General features: G+C 67.8%; 15 protein-coding genes. 6 read left to right on the forward strand and 9 right to left on the reverse strand.

From position 1 onward, the window contains the following. Positions 1-13: 13 nt before the first annotated feature. Positions 14-1849 carry a translational GTPase TypA gene (typA, locus tag KA712_15905; protein MCG5054448.1) on the reverse strand — a complete coding sequence of 612 codons (1836 nt, stop codon included), beginning with the start codon at positions 1847-1849 and terminating at the stop codon, positions 14-16. A 165-nt stretch (positions 1850-2014) separates the two neighbouring features. Here typA and KA712_15910 point away from each other — a divergent pair, with 165 nt between their 5' ends. The 3 genes from KA712_15910 to KA712_15920 are packed head-to-tail and all read left to right on the forward strand — an operon-like array spanning position 2015 to position 4879. Then, positions 2015-2893, forward strand: a complete 879-nt coding sequence (locus tag KA712_15910; protein ID MCG5054449.1) for a hypothetical protein — start codon at positions 2015-2017, stop codon at positions 2891-2893. Then, positions 2886-3548: a hypothetical protein gene (locus KA712_15915; protein MCG5054450.1), complete on the forward strand. Its 663-nt coding sequence runs from the start codon at positions 2886-2888 to the stop codon at positions 3546-3548. Before KA712_15910 ends, KA712_15915 begins: the two co-directional genes overlap by 8 nt. A 17-nt stretch (positions 3549-3565) precedes the next feature. Continuing rightward, the gene (locus KA712_15920; GenBank protein MCG5054451.1) at positions 3566-4879 is read left to right on the forward strand and encodes a FliI/YscN family ATPase; all 1314 of its coding nucleotides are present in this window, start codon (positions 3566-3568) and stop codon (positions 4877-4879) included. 19 nt (positions 4880-4898) lie between these two features. On the opposite strand, the gene KA712_15925 is transcribed toward KA712_15920, so the two are convergent. The 4 genes from KA712_15925 to KA712_15940 form a co-directional block, all read right to left on the reverse strand. Next, positions 4899-5915, reverse strand: a complete 1017-nt coding sequence (locus tag KA712_15925) for a peptidylprolyl isomerase (GenBank protein ID MCG5054452.1) — start codon at positions 5913-5915, stop codon at positions 4899-4901. Next, complete coding sequence (locus KA712_15930) at positions 5912-6913, reverse strand: peptidyl-prolyl cis-trans isomerase (GenBank protein ID MCG5054453.1); 1002 nt, start codon at positions 6911-6913, stop codon at positions 5912-5914. Before KA712_15930 ends, KA712_15925 begins: the two co-directional genes overlap by 4 nt. 160 nt (positions 6914-7073) lie before the next feature. Further along, a complete protein-coding gene (locus tag KA712_15935; protein MCG5054454.1) occupies positions 7074-9263 on the reverse strand; it encodes a bifunctional rhamnulose-1-phosphate aldolase/short-chain dehydrogenase in 2190 nt (729 codons plus the stop codon). A 49-nt stretch (positions 9264-9312) separates the two neighbouring features. Then, positions 9313-10089 (reverse strand): DeoR/GlpR family DNA-binding transcription regulator, encoded by a 777-nt coding sequence (locus KA712_15940; protein ID MCG5054455.1) that lies wholly within the window; start codon positions 10087-10089, stop codon positions 9313-9315. A 141-nt stretch (positions 10090-10230) separates the two neighbouring features. On the opposite strand from KA712_15940, the gene KA712_15945 reads away from it, so the two are divergent. The 3 genes from KA712_15945 (at position 10231) to KA712_15955 (ending at position 14152) form a co-directional block, all read left to right on the forward strand. Beyond that, positions 10231-11277 carry a deoxyguanosinetriphosphate triphosphohydrolase gene (locus KA712_15945; GenBank protein ID MCG5054456.1) on the forward strand — a complete coding sequence of 349 codons (1047 nt, stop codon included), beginning with the start codon at positions 10231-10233 and terminating at the stop codon, positions 11275-11277. 63 nt (positions 11278-11340) lie between these two features. Then, a complete protein-coding gene (rhaI, locus tag KA712_15950) occupies positions 11341-12639 on the forward strand; it encodes an L-rhamnose catabolism isomerase (protein ID MCG5054457.1) in 1299 nt (432 codons plus the stop codon). A 16-nt stretch (positions 12640-12655) separates the two neighbouring features. After that, entirely contained in the window at positions 12656-14152 is a 1497-nt protein-coding gene (locus tag KA712_15955; GenBank protein ID MCG5054458.1) for a rhamnulokinase, read from the forward strand. A gap of 10 nt (positions 14153-14162) precedes the next feature. Here the strand turns inward: KA712_15955 and KA712_15960 are convergent, their stop codons facing one another. The 4 genes from KA712_15960 to KA712_15975 all read right to left on the reverse strand — a co-directional run bounded on the left by KA712_15960 (position 14163) and on the right by KA712_15975 (position 19840). Next, positions 14163-15125: a D-2-hydroxyacid dehydrogenase gene (locus tag KA712_15960; GenBank protein MCG5054459.1), complete on the reverse strand. Its 963-nt coding sequence runs from the start codon at positions 15123-15125 to the stop codon at positions 14163-14165. Positions 15126-15174: 49 nt separating this feature from the next. After that, positions 15175-17091, reverse strand: coding sequence for a 4-alpha-glucanotransferase (locus KA712_15965; GenBank protein ID MCG5054460.1), 1917 nt, complete (start codon positions 17089-17091; stop codon positions 15175-15177). 73 nt (positions 17092-17164) lie between these two features. After that, positions 17165-19366, reverse strand: coding sequence for a response regulator (locus KA712_15970; GenBank protein ID MCG5054461.1), 2202 nt, complete (start codon positions 19364-19366; stop codon positions 17165-17167). 99 nt (positions 19367-19465) lie between these two features. Beyond that, positions 19466-19840 carry a TraR/DksA family transcriptional regulator gene (locus KA712_15975; GenBank protein MCG5054462.1) on the reverse strand — a complete coding sequence of 125 codons (375 nt, stop codon included), beginning with the start codon at positions 19838-19840 and terminating at the stop codon, positions 19466-19468. Positions 19841-19920 lie beyond the last annotated feature (80 nt).

A 19920-nucleotide genomic window follows, 5' to 3' on the forward strand; every position in this document is an offset into this window, starting at 1 on the left:
GACGTCCTCGCGGTCAGTCGGCGACGGCGGTCTCGATGCCGCGGCCTTTTTCGACCCGCTTGCGCTCGTTGTGGTCGAGGATGCGCTTGCGCAAACGAATGGCCTTCGGCGTCACCTCGACGAGCTCGTCGTCGTTGATGAACTCGAGCGACTCCTCCAAGGAGAACCTTCGGGGAGGGGCCAGAATCAGCTTCTCATCGGCCGCCGTGGTCCGGATGTTGGTGAGCTTCTTCGCCTTCGAAGGATTCACGATGAGATCGTTGTCCCGGCTGTGAAGGCCCACGATCATGCCGCCGTACACCTTGGTGCCTGCGGAGAAGAAGAGGGTCCCGCGCTCTTGCAACGAGAACAGCGCGTACGCATTCGTCTCTCCCGGATCCTGGGCGATGAGCACGCCGTTCGGACGCGACTTGAGCGAACCGGCGTGCACGCCGTAGTGGCTGAAGTTGGCGTGCAAGAGGCCCGTGCCGCGGGTGAGCGTGAGGAACTGCGAGCGGAAGCCGATGAGCCCGCGAGCAGGAATCACGTACTCGAGGCGCGTGCGCCCCTCACCGGCGGGGTTCATCTCTTTCATGCGTCCGCCCCGGCGGCCCATCTCTTCGATGACCGAGCCCGCGTACGCCTCTTCGAGGTCGATGAGCACGTCCTCGTAGGGCTCGAGCCGCTGGCCGTCTTCCTCTTTGAAGATGACCTGGGGCTGAGAGACCATGAACTCGAAGCCCTCGCGGCGCATCGTCTCGATGAGCACGGAGAGGTGCAGCTCGCCGCGGCCCATGACGTCGAAGGTGTCGGGGGTGGCCGTGTCGGCCACGCGCAAGCCCACGTTCGATTTAAGCTCTTTTTGTAGCCGATCGCGCAGGTTGCGCGAGGTGACGAACTTGCCCTCCGTGCCTGCGAAAGGCCCGTTGTTCACGATGAACTGCATCTTCACCGTGGGCTCTTCGATTTCCAGCAGCGGCAGGACCACCGGGGTCAAGGGATCGGTCAGCGTCTCGCCGACGGTCAGATCCTCCATGCCCGTGATGGCGCAGATGTCGCCCGCGGCCGCTTCGCCCAGCTCGAAGCGCTTGAGCGCCTGATAGCCGAGAAGCTTCGCCACGCGGAACTCTTCCTTCTGGCCGTTGCGGTGGGCACACAGCACCCGATCCCCAGGCTTCACGCGCCCGGCGAGGATGCGTCCGATGCCGACGTAGCCGAGGTAGTCGTCGTAGTCGAGCGTGGTGACCTGCATGCACAAGGGGGCGTTGACGTCCGCCTTGGGAGGTGGGACCTTGTCGACGATGAGGTCGAGCAGGGGCCCGAGGTCCTTGCGCTCGTCGTCGAGGTTCATCACCGCGTAACCCTCGCGTCCTGAGGCGAACACCACGGGGAAGTCGAGCTGCGCGTCGGTGGCGCCCAGGTTGCAAAAAAGATCGAAGGTGGCATCGACGGCCGCATCCGGCCGCGCCCCTGGGCGATCGATCTTGTTCACCACCAGGATGGGCCGCAGACCGAGCGAGAGCGCCTTGCGGGTCACGAAGCGGGTCTGGGGCATGGGGCCGTCGAAAGCGTCCACCAGCAGAAGCACCGAATCGACCATCTTGAGCACACGCTCCACCTCACCGCCGAAGTCGGCGTGCCCGGGGGTGTCCACGATGTTGATACGTGTGCCCTTCCAGGTGATGGCCGTGAACTTCGACAGGATCGTGATGCCACGCTCCCGTTCGAGATCGTTTGAGTCCATCGCGCAGTCGGCGACCACTTCACCCGAGCGGAAGCTGCCGGCCTGGTGAAGGAACCCGTCGACCATCGTCGTTTTGCCGTGGTCGACGTGGGCAATGATGGCGATGTTGCGCACGTCCGAGCGCACGGCGTCGGCGTTGGCGGTGAGAATGTCGGTGGCGTTGTCGGACATGAAGGCGCGCTTAGATACCACACGGGGGATCGAAGCGCTCATGTCGCCTTGGTTTCATCTGCAAACTCTGAGCGTCAGACTTCTGGCGCCGGGAGGCAGGCCGGGCTAGCTTGGGGCTGGATGTCGTCTCGCGTCGAAAGCCCGTCCTCGGCCTTCGAGCAGGGGGTGGTGGAGGCCCTGCGCCGCCTGGGAGGCCCCCTCCCGGCGCGCCTGCGCCTGGACCCTGGCCGTGCGGCGCGCCTCCGGGAGCGGTTGCGGACGGCCCCCGGCCTCGCCCCGGGGGGCGACCTGCGCGGGCCCCAAGTTCCCGCGGGGCTGGCGCACGTTCATCCCTCTTGGCTACGCGACATCCTGGGGCGAGAGCCCTTGCCGTTGGCTGCGGCGCTCCACCGGAGGCTGGGAGCGGCGGGGCTCGTGGGCCTTGGGGGGCCCTGGGAGCAGACCCCGCCGGCGTCTCTGGCTGCCGGGCGCCTCGACGAACTGGCGGCGCTTCTCCTGGGGCCGCTCGCCGACGCCCCACCGCCGCCTTCTGGGGCCCCGCCCGAGCGCGCTACAGAGAGCGGGGATACGCCCCTTACCCGCAACGTGTTGTGGGCGCGTCTGCCAGCCCCCTCGTTGTGGCGAGCGCTGTGCGAGCGCGGCGCCGTGGAGGTGGGGCGCTCGCTCCACAATGCCGAAGCGGTGATGCGGGCCCGGGCCATGGCCACGGTGGGGGCCCCTTGGGCCGAGATCGTCTCTCGCTTTAGCGTGCTGCCGCTCGACGCCGCAGCCCGCGATCGGGCGCGCCTCGCCGTGGCACGGGCCTCGGGCCTGGCGGCCCGCGGCGAGCGTGCGGTGGAGGAGGCCGACCGACCCGCGGCCGAGGTGCGCCTGGCCTTCGTGGGGATCGCGGCGGCGCGCGCGGAGATTGCCACGGCGGGTCCGGCGGTGCTGCGGACCCTGGCCCTTCGCCTGCCCGTCACGGTGGGGCGCTGTCTGCTCGAGGGCGGACTTGCGTGAGGCCGCCGTCCTGGCATTGTGGTCGGTGGTGGCGCACACGGGACGGATCATCAAGAGCACGGGTCAGGTTCTGGGCAGCCGGATGGTGGCCGCTCACCTCGACGCCGAAGCGGTCCGCGCGGCGGCCGCGGACGAGGCCGAGCGCGTCCGCGCCCAAGCTGAGGCTGAACGGGCCGAAGCGCGCCGGGCCGGCTACGACGCGGGCTTCGGGGCGGGCCGTCAAGAAGGCCTGGCTTCGGTGATGGAGATCCTCGCCCGCGCACGGGCCGATGCCGACGCCACACGCACGGCCGCCCAGGACAGCGCCGTGGCGCTCGCCCGCCGGATGGCCGAAAAAATCGTCGGCCAGGCGGTCACGCTGGCCCCGTCCTTCATGGCCGACATGGTGGGGCGGGCCCTGGCGGAGACGCGGGCCCGCGCCGGCACCCTGATCGTTCGGCTGCATCCCCAGGACCTCGATGGCGTGGTGCGGGAGCGTGCGCGGCTTGCGGCCCGCGTGGCGAATGGGGTGGAGGTCAAGCTCTCGGCCGATCCCGGCGTCGATCGCAACGGGTGCATCGTGGATACGCCTCTTGGGCGTCTGGACGCGCGCCTGTCCACCCAGCTCGACGCCCTGGAACGGGCCCTGGTCACCCGTCGGGGAGGCCTCGGGTGAGCGACGACGAATCCGCGCTGCCCGCGGTCGTCGATCTGGCCGAAGCATTTGCCGCGCTCGACGAGGTGAATCCCCTGCGTCTGGCGGGGCGGGTGACCGAGGTGACCGGGCTCGTGGTGCGGGCCACCATCCCCGGCGTGCGGGTGGGCGAGTTGGTCTGCATCGACGACGGCCTGCAGCGGCTGCGCGCCGAGGCGGTCGGTTTTCGAGGCGAGGAGGTCGTGCTGATGCCGCTCGGTCCCGTGGCGGGCATCGGCCCCGAGGCGCTGGTGAGCCCCATGGGCCGGTCCCTGGGACTGCAGGTGGGGGAGGGCTTGCTGGGGCGTGTTCTGGATGGACTGGGGCAGCCCTGCGATGGGCTGGGCCCGGTGGGAGGCCCCCTCGAGACCTGGCCTGTGGACCGGCCGTCGCCGCCGCCACTCTTTCGTCAGCGCATCACGCGCCCGCTGAGCCTGGGGGTGCGTGCGCTCGACGGGCTGCTGACCGTGGGGCAGGGCCAGCGCCTGGGTTTGTTCGCGGGCTCGGGCGTGGGCAAGTCGACCCTGCTCGGGCAGATCGCCCGCCATACGGATGCCGACGTGGCGGTGATCGCGCTCGTCGGAGAGCGGGGGCGGGAGGTACGCGAGTTCCTCGAGGACACCTTGGGGCCCGATGGCCGCGCCCGGGCCGTGGTGGTGTGCGCCACCAGCGACGAGCCTGCGATCGTCCGGCTCAAATGCGCCTTCGTCGCGACCGCCATCGCCGAGTGGTTTCGCGACCGGGGCCAGCGGGTGCTGCTCATGATGGATTCCCTCACGCGCTTCGCACGCGCCCAGCGCGAAGTGGGTCTGGCGGCGGGTGAGCCCCCGGCGCGGCAGGGCTATCCGCCGAGCGTGTTTGCGCTCTTGCCGCGTTTGCTCGAGCGGGCAGGTAACGGCGAGCGCGGATCGATCACCGGCATCTATTCGGTGCTGGTCGCGGGCGGCGATCTCGACGAGCCCATTGCCGACGAGGCGCGGGGTGTGCTCGACGGGCACATCGTGCTGTCGCGGGCCCTGGCCGAGCGTGGCCACTTTCCCGCCATCGATCTGCTGCCTTCCCTCTCCCGCATCATGCCGGCGGTGGCCGACGCGGATCATCTGCGTGCCGCCACCCGCTTGCGAGAGCTCTTGGCGGCGTACGAAGACAAGCGTGACCTCATCGCCCTCGGGGCGTACAAGCGCGGGGCCGATCCGCGGGTCGACGAGGCCCTGACGAAGCTCGAGCGCATCAATCGGTATCTATGCCAGGGCGTCGGCGAGGCCAGTACGCTCGACGAGGCCCGCCGGGGCTTGTTGGCGCTGACGACCTGAGCGCTTGCCTCCCGAGCGCTCAGAGCCGCACGTCGACGAGGGCCTTGCGGCGCAGCTCGGCGAGGAAGCTCTTGGCTTGCTTTTCGTATTCCTTCTGCCGCAGCTGCATGCGGATCTCGTCCTTCATGTCCTCGAAGGGCTTGACGTCCTTGCTGCGTTTGTCGACGAGCTTCATGACGTGGAAGCCGCGTTCGGCCCGGACGGGGCCCTTGATTTCACCGACCTCCATCGTGAACACCGCTTCTTCGATGGCCTTCGGCAAGAGGTCGCGTCCAAAAAAGCCGAGGTCGCCGCCCTCGCTGCGTGTCGCGGGATCTTCCGAGTGCTCCCGGGCGAGCTTGGCGAAGTCCTCACCGGCCTTGGCCCGCTGCACGAGGGATTCGGCCTGCTGGCGCTTTGCGATCGCCATGCCCGTATCGGCGCCTTCGGGGATGGCGATGAAGATGTGGCTGGCGCGGACCTCCGAGGCAGCGCCCCCCTTTTTCACGTTCCGGTCGTAGTAGGCCTGAAGGTCGTGCTCGGAGATCGTGATCTTCGAGCCCACGGCCATATTGAGCACCCGGTAGCGAAGCACCTGCTTCTTGACGTCCTGCCGGTAGGCCGCCATCGACATGCCCTGCGCCAGCAAGGCCTGCTTGAGCTGTTCGTCGCTGAGGCTGTGGTCGTGTTTGATGCCTTCGATCGACTTGTCGACCTCTTCACTCGTCACGTTCAGCTTCAGCTCCCGGGCCTTGGCGTAGATCAGCTGATCGTCGATCAGGCGATCGAGCACTTCGCGGCGCACCGCTTCGGCACGGGCCTGGCGCTGGGCCTTGTCGCTAATGCCTGCGACTTGGGCCAAAAAGGGCGCGGCGCGCTCCTCCACCTCGCTGGCGAGGATGACGTCCTCGTCGACCACGGCGGCGATCCGCTCCACCACGCGGGCCTCGGCCGGTCGCGCGTCCGCCATCACCGCTCCGGCGAGTGCGCCGGCGTAAAGGAAGGCGAGTGAAAGGTTCCTGGTTCGTTCGATGATGCGTAGCATGGTGCGGCTCACGGGTTGGCCCGAGGGGCAAGCTTGGGGGGGCTATTCGATACGGGGACTTGGTCGGCGTGCGCGGGCCGCGCGGGCAATGACGGGGCACCCACGTGCACCGCCGCCAGCTGGTCCTCGAAGATCTCGATCTTGGCCTCGGCTTTGAGCCGCGCCACCCATTCGTCCATGCCCTGGCTTCGCCGCGTGGCGTTCAGCCGTTCGCGGATGAGGGGCGCCACCTCCTCGAAGGGGGGCACGTACGATGCGGAACGCTTCGTGAGGCGGACGATGTAGTGGCCTCGCTCGGTCGGAAGGGGACCGGCCACGTCGCCAGGCGCCTCGAGAGCGAAGAGGGCCTCGATGAAGGGCTGCGGGAAGCGGGAGTCGTCTTTCGTGAGGCGGCCCGTGGCGCCACCCTGACGTTGTGACGCCGTGTCTTCCGAGTAGCTCGATACGAGGTCCGCAAAGCCCGCGACGTCGTCCTTGGCAAGCTTGTGGGCAAGGCCGGCCACCCGCTTGGCCAGGGCGGGGGTTTTGACGAGAATCAGGAGCCCCTCGGCTTCTTCGGGACGGCGTACCTCGTCCGGGAAGGCCTCGTAGTAAGCACGAACCTCTTCGTCAGGCAGGCTCGCTTCGTCGTACTGGGGATCAAACTCTTTTTGTACGAGGCGCGCCACGAGCCACTGTTTGTACATGCGGATGAGGTCGGGGTCTCTGTGATACCCCTTCTTTTCGGCCTCGGCCGCCAAAAGCTCGAAGCGAACCATCTGGTCGAGAAACTCTCGCTTCTTCTCGGGGGCGCTGTAGCGGGCGCGCACGAAGGACTCGCGCCGCTCGAGGTTGTCCTCGACATCGCTCACCGTGATCGAGGTGCGGCCGATGCGCGCGACCACGGGGCTGTCGAGGGATGTGTTTTCCTCTCGTTGGCTTTCCGCTTTCGTCCCGGCGCCCTCGGTTTGGCACGCGGCCACGCACGAGCCAAGCAGCAGGGCGAGGCCTGCGGGCGGGGCGAAGAACATGCTTCGACGCATCGAGCCCAAGATGACACGCGTCCAAAGCCCCGGCAAGGAAAAGCCCTTTGCCGCAGCGGGCTTACGAGGCAGCAGGCGAGGGACGCCGCACAAACGAAAGCCCCGCGCCGGTGACCCGGGGCGGGGCTGGGCTGAACGCGGCGATGGGCTAACGCAAGAAGGCGTCGGTGAGGCCGCCGTCGACGTTGATGACCTGGCCGGTCGTTCGTGGCAGCCGGTTCGACACCAGCAGGAACACGGCTTCGGCTTGATCCTCGGGCGTGATCGGCTGCTTGAGCAGCGTGCGGTCGGCGTAGAACTGGGCCAGCTTGTCGCGCAGGGACTCGGTGGACTCGCTCTCCGCGAAGCTGATGTTGTACTTCGTGAGGGACGAGATCACCCGGTCACGCGGGAACATGGTGCTGCCCTTCACCACGGTGGCGGGGGCCACCGCGTTGACGCGCACCAGAGGCGCCAGCTCGACCGCCAGCTCGCGAATCAGGTGATTCGCAGCCGCCTTCGAGGTGTCGTAGGCCACGGAACCCTTCTTGGCGACCGCCGCGTTCACGGAGGTGGTGGCCACGAAGTTGGCCGGGGTGCCTTGCGCCTTCCAGATGGTGGCGGCTTCGTCGGCGACCACCGCGGGGCCGATGACGTTGATGTCATAGGTGAGGCCCCACTTGTCGTCGGCGATGCGTCCCGCGCGATCCGGCGGCACGAAGATGCCGGCGGTGACCACGACCGTGTCGAGGCCGCCGTACGCCAGCAGCACCTGGTGCAAGGCTGCACGCACGCTCTCGCGGTTGGTGATGTCGGCGGACAGTCCCAGCACGGGCCCCGCCCCCGACACGCCCGTGCCGGCCACGCCGATGCCCACACCATAGACGGCCTCGAGCTCCTTGGCTGTCTCGCGCGCCGCTTCGAGATCCCGGTCCACGCAGGCCACCGTGGCCCCTTCCTTCATGAGGCGAATCGCCACCTGCTTGCCGATGCCGTTGCCGGCGCCGATGACCGCGATCACCTGGCGGGACAGCTCCTGCTCGGGCGGCATACGCCGCAGCTTGGCCTCTTCGAGCGCCCAGTACTCGATGTCGAAGGCCTCCTGCTCGGGCAGGGCGACGTACTCGCTGATCGCTTCGGCACCGCGCATGACCTCGACCGCGCAGTTGTAGAACTCGGCCGTCACGCGGCTTTCGGATTTGGTCTTTCCCCAGCCGATCATGCCCACGCCGGGGATGAGCACCACGGAGGGGTTCGGGTTGCGCATGGCGGGGGAGTCGGGGCGTTTGCAACGCTCGTAGTAGGCCTTGTAGTCCTCGCGGTAGGCCTCGATGCCGGCGCTGAGCTTGGCCTCGAGCGCGGCGACATCTTCTTTGGCCGGATCCCAGGCCACGTAGAGCGGCTTGATCTTCGTGCGCAGGAAGTGGTCCGGGCAGCTGGTGCCGAGCGCCGCCAGACGGGGGGCGTCCACCGAGTTCACGAAGCGCAACATGGTCTCGTCGTCCTGGACGGTGCCGATGAGCCGCTCGCCCTTGTACGTGATCTGGCCGCGGATGGCGGGCAGCACCTTGGCCAGCACCGCCTGGCGCTGGGCCTCGGGCAGGCTCTGGTACTTCTGGCCCCCGAAGGTCTTGTCGCCTTTGTCGCACTTGGCGATGTAAGCGTCCGCCTTCTCGATGAGCAAGATGGTCAGGTCGTAGCAGGCCTTGTCGTCATCGGCCCAGTTGATCACGCCGTGCTGGCCCATGATGGCGCCCTTGGCGTTGGGGTGCTTTTTGCAGATCTCCTGCAGCTCGAGGCCGAGCTCGAAGCCAGGGCGCAGCCAGTTCATGTACGCCAGCTCGCCGCCAAACACCTCCTGCGTGAGCTTTTCGCGATCCTTGCACGCCGCCACCGCGATCACGGAGTTCGGGTGCATGTGATCGACGTGCTTGCGCGGAACGAACGCGTGCAGCGGGGTGTCGATCGAGGCCGCGCGGGGGTTCAGGTTGAAGGTCGAGTGCTTGTACATGTCGACCATCTTGTCCTCGGCCTCGGTCTTCGCGCCGCGGGTGGGAAAGCGGGCGTACAGGTCCTGAAGACCCATGACCTTCTTCTGGTAGAGCGAGGCGAAGCCGTCCTTTTTGGCCGTGCGCAGGTCGCCGCCCGAGCCCTTCACCCAGAGCACCTCGACGTCTTCGTTCGTGATGGGATCTTTCTGGATCAGCTTCGCCGAGGTGTTGCCGCCGCCCGTGTTGGTGATTCGCTGATCCGAGCCGAGCAGGTTCGATCGGTAGACCAGCTTGCCCACGGCGTCCAGTTTGTCGGCCAGGGCCACATCCCATTGCGGGTACGGTTTCGTGTTCTTCGTGTCGCTCACTTGGGGTCTCCTTGTTGGTTCTCGAATCAGCGCCGGGCGGAGCCGTGTTTCATGCGGCCAGCACGGACTTTCGCGGTAGTTTCACGCCCGCCGCAGCCAGGGCGTTGGGCGTGGCGTCGGTAAGAAGGTGCGCAATGGCGGCGAGCGGTAGCAGGAACTCGGGGGCCCGCTGGCCCAGCTTCTCGGCGCCCACGCAGAAGATGGTCTCGGCGGCGGCGTCGGCCACGGCTCTTTGCAGGGCCACCACGTCGCCCACGGAGTTCCACAGGCCTTCGGCGGTGAGGCCTTCGGCGCCGAGAAAGGCCAGGTCGAAGCGCCACGCCTGCGCCGCGCGCAGGGCGTGGCCACCCGCCAAGATGGAGCTGCGGCGGAAGTACTGGCCTCCCAGCAGGTGCACCGCCACGTGGTCGTGATCGGCCAGCAGCTCGGCCGCGGGCAGGTTGTTCGTGACGATCGTGAGCTCACCCGGGGGCTCGGCCGCGAGCGCTTGCGCCAGGGCGTAGCAGGTGGTGCCGCCATCGAGCCACACCACCTGGCCAGGCTCGACCCGCTTGCGTGCGGCCGCCGCCAGTCGCATTTTGGCCTCCGTCCCGTGCTCGAGCCGCTCGCGGAACGAGGGGAAGCGCCGGTTGTACTCGGAGATCGCGCCCCCACGGGTGCGGGTGATGGCCTGCTCCTCGGCCAACGCGGCCAGATCACGCCGCGCCGTCGCCTCGCTGACCTGCAGCCGGGCGCACACCTCTGCCAGCGGCAAGTACTGGTGCTCTCGCAGCATCAGCGCCAGACGCTCGCGGCGGGCTTTGACGACGTGTAGCGGGACCTTCACGGGTTATGAGCGATAGCTTTCATAAATTTATGACGGAAGTCAATCATAAAATGCGCAGACGCTGAGAAAGGCTGCTCCCGCCGAGGGGCGTTCCGTCGAGAAAGTTCCCGCGGGCCCCGCATCTGGTAGCCTCGGCGCCGCATGAACATCCGTGAGGCGTTGGAGGCGGCGGAGGCGCAGGTGCTCTCGCCGTTTGCCGCACTTAGTCGCGACAGCGTGGGGCGGGCGCGCCCGGAAGCTCCGGACGACATGAGGCCGGTGTACCAGCGCGACCGGGACCGCATTCTGCACTGCAAGGCCTTTCGGCGGCTCGGCGGCAAAACGCAGGTGTTCCTGGCTCCCGAGGGGGACCATTACCGCACGCGGCTTACGCACACGCTGGAGGTGGCGCAGATCGCGCGCACGATCACCCGCGCGCTCCGGCTCAACGAAACGCTCACCGAGGCCATCGTGATGGGCCACGATTTGGGCCACACGCCCTTTGGCCATGCGGGTGAGAAGGTCTTGGCCAAGCTGGTGCCGAACGGATTTCACCACGTCAAGCAGTCGCTGCGCGTGGTGGAGGTGCTCGAGCGCGAAGGCCAGGGGCTCAACCTCAGCGCCGAGGTGCGCGATGGCATCCTCAAGCACTCGAAGGGCAAGGGCCACATCTTCTCCGACAACCCGAACCTGCTGGCCATGACCCTCGAAGGCCAGATCGTGCGGGTGAGCGACATCATCGCCTACGTGAACCACGACCTCGACGACGCGGTCCGCGGGCGGGTGCTCGACGTCAAGGACGTGCCCCCGCACATCCTGCAGGTGCTGGGCGGCACCCACAGCCAACGGATCCGATGTCTCGTGCTGGATGTGGTCCAGTCCTCGGACCTCGAGCGCAAACGGCAGATCCGGATGAGCGACCACGTGCTCGATGCTCTCATCGCGCTGCGTGACTTTCTTTACGAGCACGTCTACGAGCGGCCGGAGATTCGTCTGGAGTTCGATCGGGCGCAACGGATCCTGAGCGAGCTGTGGGCGTATTTTCACGCTCACCTCGACGAGTTCCGTGCCAAACACTGGCCGAAGGGCCTCCCCGAAAGCGAAGACCCGTCGCGGGCCATCGCCGACTTCATTACGGGCATGACCGATAGGTACGCGCTGCGGGTCTTCGAGGACGCGTTTTTGCCCCGCCGCTGGGTGGTCATCTGAGCGTGGGGTCGGCTATACTGCGCGGCTTCCGCTCCCCTTAAGGCCACGCACGAGGACACGAACATGGTAGCCCCCTTCGAGATCAGCGACGACTTCATCGCCGAACAGAACAAAAAGCAGCAGAACGAACTCGACCAAGATCTGGGGTTTTTGGGAACCCAGCTGCAGCGGCGCAAGATCGAGATCGAGAAGGTGATTGGCGAGGCGCAGCGCTTTGGCGTGGCGTTGCCGTCCTGGGGCGTGGGCACGGGCGGCACACGCTTCGCCCGCTTCCCCGGCGTGGGCGAGCCCCGCAACATCGACGAGAAGCTCGCCGATTGCGCCACGGTTCAGAAGCTCGGGCGGAGCACTCCCACCGTGTCGCTGCACATTCCCTGGGACAAGCCCAAGGACGCCCAGGCGCTCAAGGCGCAGGCCGCCGCGCTCGGGCTCGGGTTCGACGCCATGAACTCGAACACGTTCCAGGACCAGGCCGACCAAAAGCTGTCGTACAAGTACGGCAGCCTCACGCATCCCGACGCGGCCGTGCGGGCACAGGCGGTGGCCCACAACATCGAGTGCATCGAGCTCGGTGCACAAATCGGCAGCAAGGCCCTGACGGTGTGGATCGGTGACGGTGGCAACTTTCCGGGTCAACAGCACTTCCGTCGCACGCTCGATCGGTACATGGAGAGCCTTGGCCAGATCTACGCTGCACTTCCGGCGGACTGGCGTGTGTTTCTCGAGCACAAGCTGTTCGAGCCGTCGTTCTACAGCACGGTCATCAACGACTGGGGCACGAGCTACATGTGCGCGGAGAAGCTCGGCCCGAAGGCCTTCTGCCTGGTCGACCTTGGCCACCACGCCCCGAACGTGAACATCGAGATGATCGTGGCGCGGCTCATCAGCCTCGGGAAGCTCGCAGGGTTTCACTTCAACGACAGCAAGTACGGCGACGACGATCTCGACTCGGGCTCGATCAAGCCGTTCCAGCTCTTCCTCGTGTTCAACGAGCTGGTCTCGGCCGCGCACGAGAAGGTGCCCGGGTTCAAGCCGGCCTACATGATCGACCAGTCCCACAACGTGACCGATCCCATCGAGTCGCTCATCAGCAGCTCCACGGAGATCGTCCGGGCCTACACGCAGGCTTTGTTGGTCGATCGCGCCGCCCTGTCCGAGGCGCAAGACAAGTGCGACGCCCTCGCAGCGCTCGCCACCTTGAAGAAGGCTTACAACACCGACGTGTCGCCGATCCTGGCCGAGGTTCGTCGTCGCGGGGGGGGCGCCATCGACCCGATGGCCACCTACCGGGCAAGCGGCTATCGCCAACGCAAGGCCGAAGAGCGGCCCGCGTCCGGGCGCAGTGGTTCAGGGATCGTCTGAGCCGGGGCACGACGACGTGAGCCGAACCGACGCGCTTTACATCGCGGTGGATCTGGGCGCCGGCAGCGGGCGCGTGATGCTGGGGGGGCTTCGGCCCTCCGAGCTGCGCCTCGATGAGGTGCGGCGCTTCACGTACCCGATGTCGATGCGTGAGGGGCACCTTCGCTGGCCGTTTGGCCACATCCTCTCGGAGATCCGCAGCGGCCTGGCGGACGCGGCGCGGGCGGCGAAGGCCCTCGGCCGTCCCGTCCAGAGCGTGGGTGTGGACACGTGGGGCGTCGACTACGGCTTACTCGACGGCAGCGGTCGCCTCATCGAGGATCCGATCGCTTACCGCGACGACCGCACGGCCCGAGCGATGGAGGCCGTGCATGGCCGCCTCCCGAAGGCGGAGGTGTTCGCGCGTACAGGCATTCAGTTCCTGGTGTTCAACACGCTTTATCAACTCCACGCGCATCGGGCCCAGGGTTTGCCGGCCGAGGCCCGCACCCTGTTGATGATGGCTGACCTCATCCACCACGACCTTTGTGGCCGCGCGGCGATCGAATTCACGAACGCCAGCACGACCCAGCTCGTGAACGTGCAGACAGGCACGTGGGACCCTGACCTCCTGAGCCTGCTCGGGTTGCCCCCGGGCCTTTTGCCCCCGATCGTCCCCGCGGGCACGGACCTCGGGCCTCTGTTGCCCGACGTGGCGGCCACGACGGGGCTCGAGGGCGTGCGGGTGGTGGCTCCTGCCACGCACGACACGGGCAGCGCCGTGGTGGGTGCGCCGCTCACGCCCGGCTGGGCCTACGTGTCCTCGGGCACCTGGTCGCTGGTGGGCGTCGAGCGGCTCTCTCCGCTCGTGAACCGCGACGTCGAGCGCGAGAACTTCACGAACGAGGGGGGCGCCTTCCAGACGGTGCGCTTCCTCAAAAACGTCATGGGCCTGTGGCTGCTCGAGTCCTGTCGCAAGGAATGGCAAAGCGCCGGGCGCGACGTCGCGTACGGGACGTTGCTCGACGAGGTGGCGAAGCTGCCCACCGGCGCTGACGAGGTGATTTTCCCGGATGACCAGCGCCTCTTCAACCCGACGAGCATGTTGGCCGCCCTTGGCCAGCAGCTCCAGGAGGCGGGCGCACGCTTGCCCGAGAGCCCCGCGCAGGTGACGAAGCTCATCCTCGACTCCCTGGCCCTGCGCTACGCCCAGGTCATCGAGACCATCGAACGCCTCCAGGGCGAGCCGGTGCTGGGCATTCAGATCGTGGGGGGCGGCTCGCAAAACGCCTACCTCAACCAGGCCACGGCCGACGCCTCGGGAAAGCCCGTGCTGGCGGGGCCGGTCGAGGCCACGGCGGGGGGCAACGTGATGGTGCAGGCGATCGCCGCTGGACGCTTCGCCAACCTGGCCGAGGCGCGCGCGCACGTGCGGGGCGCCCTGCCGTTTGCCCGCTTCGAGCCCCATCCCGGCCGTTATGCGGCCGAGGTGCGCGCCCGGTTCCGCGCCCGGCAGGCGCAGGTACCGGGCTGAGCGCGGCCCCTCAGTCCACGCGGTTGCGCCGCTCGCCGCGCAGATAGGCGCGGAGGTTCTCGACCACCTCCTGCCGCAGGCGCGCGCGGGCTTCTTCGGTGCCCCACGCCAGGTGCGGCGTGACCAGCACCCGCGGGGCCCAGGGCGCGTGGCTGTCGAGCAAGGGGTGGTTGGGGGGCGGTGGCTCTTCGGAGAGCACGTCGAGCCCCACACCCCCCAGGCGGCCTTCATCCAGAGCATTCTGCAGCGCCAGCTCGTCCACCAGGCCGCCGCGGCTCGTGTTGATGAGCAGCGCCCCTGGCTTCATGGCGTCGAGGAAGGTCTTGTCCACGAGCCGAAGCGTCGCTGGCGTCAGAGGGCAGTGCAAGCTGACCACATCGGCCTCGGGCAGGGCCTCGAAGAGCGGCACCCGGTCGGAGCGCGCGGGCGCGCCGGGCACGGCCGCTGCCAAAACGCGCATGCCCAGAGCTTCGGCGACGTGGGCGACGGCTTGACCGATGGCCCCTTTGCCCAGCAGCACGAGGGTTTTGCCCGCCCATTCCGGCAGAGGCCGCAGGAAGAAACAAAAATCGGGGCAGCTCGCCCAGGCGCCTCCCTTGACCGCCTGTGCGTGCCCCGCCACGTCCAGGGACAACGACAACATCAAGGCGATCGTCAGCTGCGCCACCGAGGGGGCCGAGTAGCCCGGCACGTTCGTGACGGCAATCCCCAGCCGGCGGGCGGCGGCGAGGTCCACGATGTTGGTGCCCGTGGCGCTGATCCCCACGTAACGCAGGGTCGGGCTGAGCCTTTCCAGGAGCGCGCCGTCGATCACGGCCTTGTTGGTGATCACGACCTCGGCGCCCTGGCAGCGCAGCTCGAGGGCTCGGCCTCCCGTACGCGGGTGGTTGTCGACGGTGCCCAGGGTCGAAAGGCCGGGCCACGCGGAACGCCCCTGGTCCGCCGTGAAGGCATCGAGCAATACGATCTTCATGCCGCGTTCATCGCACACCCGCAAAGCGGCCGCCAGGCCCACCCTCCGCTCACGGGGGAGGCAAGGGGCCTGCGCGTTGCTCGAGCTTCGTCGCCAAAGCCAGGCCCTCGGCCGTGGGCTGTTTGGCCCGCAGGGCGAGCGCCAGCGCGCGGCGCAGATCCAGGGCCTCGCCTCGGGCCGTCCGGGCCTCGTAGACCCCGGCAAAGTCCGGCGGCACCCGCAAGGTCCAGTTGAGAGCGTCCTTCACCCCGGGGCGGTTGTACGTTTCCGTTTGGCCGAGCAGATCGGCGAAGAACACCGAGACGTTGCGGGCAGGGCTTGCAAAGAGTTCGGCGAAGAGGGCGTTGCACAGGGCCCGCGGGTCGCCAAGCAGCTCTTCGGCGAAGGCCGGGCGGGCCCTGTCGTCGGGCACGAGGCGGCGGGCCAGGTGGAGCGCCCGCAGTTCGAGCTTGCGGGTGCCCTGCCAGGCCGGCGCGAGCGCCCACAAAGGGGGCGTGTCGTGGGTGCCCACCATGATCCAGTCGTTCGGCTCGAGCCGCGCGCTGTCGTAGACATCGTGGCTCGTTTCCGGGTTGGCCTTCTGGGTGACACAGAAGCGCCCGAGGGCTCTTTCTCGCATCACGGTCTCGAGGGGAAAGGGCCAGGTGCTCAGAACCTCGCACAGGATGTCGTGGCGGCGCCGCCCCCGCGCCTGTGCCCGCGCAAGTAGGGCGTCGAGCACGACGGCGTAGCGCTTCGTCTGCGCGGGCTCGAGCGCGATCACCCAATCGTCCGCATGGCGGGGGGTGTGGGGATCCGGGTTGAGCTGCTCGGGGCGCACCAGCGAAAAGGGCCCGAGTGCCGGATGATCGGGCACTGCGGGCGACGAGAAGAGGCGGGCCCCTCGTTGAACGGCTTGCGCGGGATCTGCGGTGCCTGCCATGTACACCCAGGGGCAGACGAGGCCGTGAGGGTGGTCGATGCGAAGGCCGTCGAAGTCGGTCAGCAGCTTGTCCACCCGCTCCGTCACGAGGGCGAGCGCCGGTCCGGGGACCGCGGGGTCTCCGTAAAGCCGGGGATCCAGTACGGGATAGCCCCAGGGCTGGCCGTCGGGGTTCGTGCGGCTGGGAGGCGCCCCCATCTCGTAGCCGGGAAGAAAGACCGACCCGTGGGCCCACACATCGCTGTGCGCGTACCCCACCTGGAGGTCTCCAAACAGCCTGAGCCCCGCCAGGTCTCGTCGCAGCTCATCGTGCTGGCGCTGCAGCAGAAACTGCCCGAGGGCGTAGCGCTCGATCGCCGGGGCCTGCGTGGCCAACAAGGCTTGGCGGCGCTGTCGTTTGTCTGCAGACGAGAATGCGTCTTCGCGGTACAGGCTGCGATCCGGCTCGGGCCACCGGCGCCAATCGTCGCTGGCGTGGAGCGCGGACAAAACGGTGAACAGAGCGTCTTTTTCCAGCCAGCCGTCCGTGGCCAGGCGCTCGGTCCGATAGCTTTCGAAGGCGCGGCAGAGCTCGGCGTCCTCCCCGCGACGGTACGTTTCGTACGCCACGTCGAGCAGGCTCTGTGCGCCCTGCCAGGCGCTGGCATAGGCGACGCGGTCGCGGGCCTGGCCTGCGTGATTGACCTGGGCCTCTGCCACCCAGCGGGCCAGGCGTTCGGGCGGCACCAGGGGCCGGGACCCCGAGGTCAGGGGAGACGGCGCCAGGGACATGAGGTTGCGCGAGAACACGGTGCCGTCGTAAGGCGAGGGGTTGACGGCCGAGGTTTGGCCCTGAGGCCCGAAGAGCACCCCGTCGAAGCCGAGCTGCTGTACGAAGCTCAAAAATGCGCGGCCGCCTTCGGAGTAGGGCGAGCCGCGGCCGAGTTCTTCGTGCGGCAAGCTTGGAAAGCTGGCGTCGTGAATTGCCAAAACCAGCCGGTCGATTCCGAGCTGCGCGAGCGCTTCGCGGACGAGGGACCGATCGTAGCTTCGCGGCGGAGACATGCAGCTTTCCCCACCTTACGGCATCGCGCCGCGGGGGCAACTGGCGGCGGCGCGGCGGTTGGGGACCTCGGGCTCAGGCCGTGGGGGCGGCGCCAGCCTCTCCGCCCTGCGGCGGATCCAGCGCTTCGCGAATGCGCCGAAGCAGGGTGTCTGAATCGTAGGGCTTCTCGATCAGGCGGCCCTGGTGCTCCCGCAGAAACTCCTCGGGGAACACCCCGCTCGTGTACCCGCTGGCGAACAACACGGGCAGGGTGGGGCACAGGGTGTGGAGGTGCTGGAACACCGCCCGGCCCGACATCACGGGCATCACGGCATCGAGCAGCGCCAAGTGAATTTCGTTGCCTCTTTGCTCGAAGAGCTGCACGGCTTCCCCGCCGTCTTTGGCCGCGATCACCTGGTAGCCCGCACGCTCGAGCAGGGCGCAGACCACCTGGCGCACCATGTCGTTGTCCTCTGCCACCAAGATCGTCTCGTTCCCGCCCCGCACCAGGCGCTCCACGTGGCCCCCCACGGACAGGGCGGCCCGCTCGACGATGGGCAGGTAGATCTTGAACCGAGAGCCCATGCCGGGCTCGCTGTAGACGTGAATCATCCCGTCGTGCTGTTTGATGATCCCGTAGGCCGTCGAAAGGCCAAGTCCCGAGCCCCGCTCGGGGCCCTTCGTGGTGAAGAAGGGCTCGAAGGCCCGCTCCCGAACCTCCTCCGACATGCCGCTGCCCGTATCGGAAACCGACAGCAGGACGTAACGTCCCGCGCGCGCCCAGGGGTGTGTTTTGACGTAGTTGCCGTTCAGCACGACGTTTTCGGTTTCGATGGTCACGCGCCCGATGTCGTCGATGGCATCGTTGGCGTTGACCACGAGGTTGAGCATCACCTGCTCGATCTGCCCCGGGTCACCGAGCACGGTTCCCAGGGCGTGCCCGGGCACGAAGTCGAGGTCGACCGATTCGTGGATCACCCGTCGCAGCAGCTTCATCAAGTTGCGGATGACATCGTTGAGGTTGATCGGCTGCTTGTGCATCGGCTGCTGCCGGGAAAACGCCAGCAGCTGACGGGTCAGGCCCGCGGCGCGTTCGCCGGCCTTCACGATCGCGCGCAGGTCCTCGGCGGCCGCGGTGGGGTTGGTGTGCAGGGTACGCAGCGCGAGCTCGGCATAGTTGAGGACGGCCACGAGCATGTTGTTGAAGTCGTGCGCCACACCGCCCGCCAGCAGCCCGATGGACTCGAGCCTTTGCGCTTGGCGGAGCTGATTCTCCAGCGTTTGTCGGTGGCGATCGTCCTGGCGCTGTTGGGTGACGTCCTTGAAGATACCCCACAGGCGCACGAGGCTGCCGCGATCCACGACGCCGAAGAGATCCGCCACCAGCTGCCGGGGGCGGCGCTCGGGGCCCGTGGCGAGACTCAGCTCGAGGTCACGCGCGCGGTACCCCCGTTCGACGAGCAAGGGGAACACGCCTTCGAGCCAGCCGAGCAGGCCGGAGTGACTGTCTTGTACGGTTCGTCCCTCGAGTTCCCTGGCGGTGGCGGCCCCCATGAGGCCGACGAACTCGGCGTTGCACTTCGCCACCAACGCACGCTTCGAGAAGCTGGCTGTCTGCGCTTCGGCTTCGAGGTCCACGGGCATGCCCCCGGGGATCTCGAAGCAGCCGATTGCGTCGGCACTGCCCGCGATGAAGGAGCTCAGGCGCTCTTCGGCCTGCCGGGCCTGCGCGAGCAGGCGCTCTCGGTCGAGCAACGCCCCCATCGCCTGGGCGAGCTGTGAAAGGTGGGCGAGTTCGACCCGCGACCAGGTCCCCTCCGACGTGAGCCAATCGAGTCCAAGCGCGCCGAGCGGGGCCCCGCTACCCGGCAAGGGTAGAGTGACGAAGCTTTGGATACACGAGGCCTGCATCGCGGTGCGTTCGGCGGTGGCCTCGATGGGAAGCGCCGCTTCGTTCGGCACCTCGACGACGGCAAGCTCCTTCAAGCGTCCCATGCTCCAGGGGAACGAGCCCAACGGAACGCCCTGCATGCTCGTGCGGATCGAATCGACGCCCGGCACACAGTGGTCGAGCAGGCAGGAGAAGCGCTGGCCGTCCTCCGAAAATACGAGCACGTACCCTCGCTGGGCTCCGGTGCTGGCGATCGCCCACGCCAGCGAGGGTTGCAACGCGGCGTCGAGGGTCTTGGTGTCGGCCGCGAGCAGCCGCGTGACGTGCGCGTGGAGTTCGTCAGTCGTCAGGCGACAAGACGCATCGTGACCTGCTTGGCAGAACGGCCGGGTGGTTTGGGTCATGCGGCGCGACGCCGGATATTAACCCTTTCTGTGGCTCTCCTGTCCACAGATTGGTGAGGCGCCGTGACCAATCTGTGTCTCACGCCGGGCGGTGAGCGTTCAGCGGAAATCGGTGAGGCTGCGCCGTGAGCCTCGCTTCGGAGAGCCATCGCGCTCGTGTTGGCACTCCACGCAGAGATCCACGTAGGGCAGGGCCTCGAGCCGTTTGCCGATGGGGTCTCCGCAATCGACGCACTGGCCGAAATCGTCCGGAGCGTCCCGCAGGCGCACGAGGGCAGCATCGATGCGCTTGAGGATCGTGGCGCGCTCGCGGTTGCGCCGCGACGCGATCACCTGGTTCATCTCTGCCAGGGGGGCTTCGTCGTCGTCCGTTTTGTCGGTGGCAGGCTCGATCGCCAAGTCCCCTTCGGCCACGAGCGCGGCGCGAAGCGCTTCGAGTTTTTCTTTGTGTTGCTGCAAATCGTGAGACGGCATGGTCGGAAGCCCTCGATCCCGGGCAAGGAGCCTCACAGTTTCGCCACAAATCTCTGCGCTGGCAACCCGCGGGGCTCCGC

This window comes from Myxococcales bacterium (genome assembly GCA_022184915.1).
GTDB lineage: Bacteria > Myxococcota_A > Polyangia > Fen-1088 > Fen-1088 > JAGTJU01.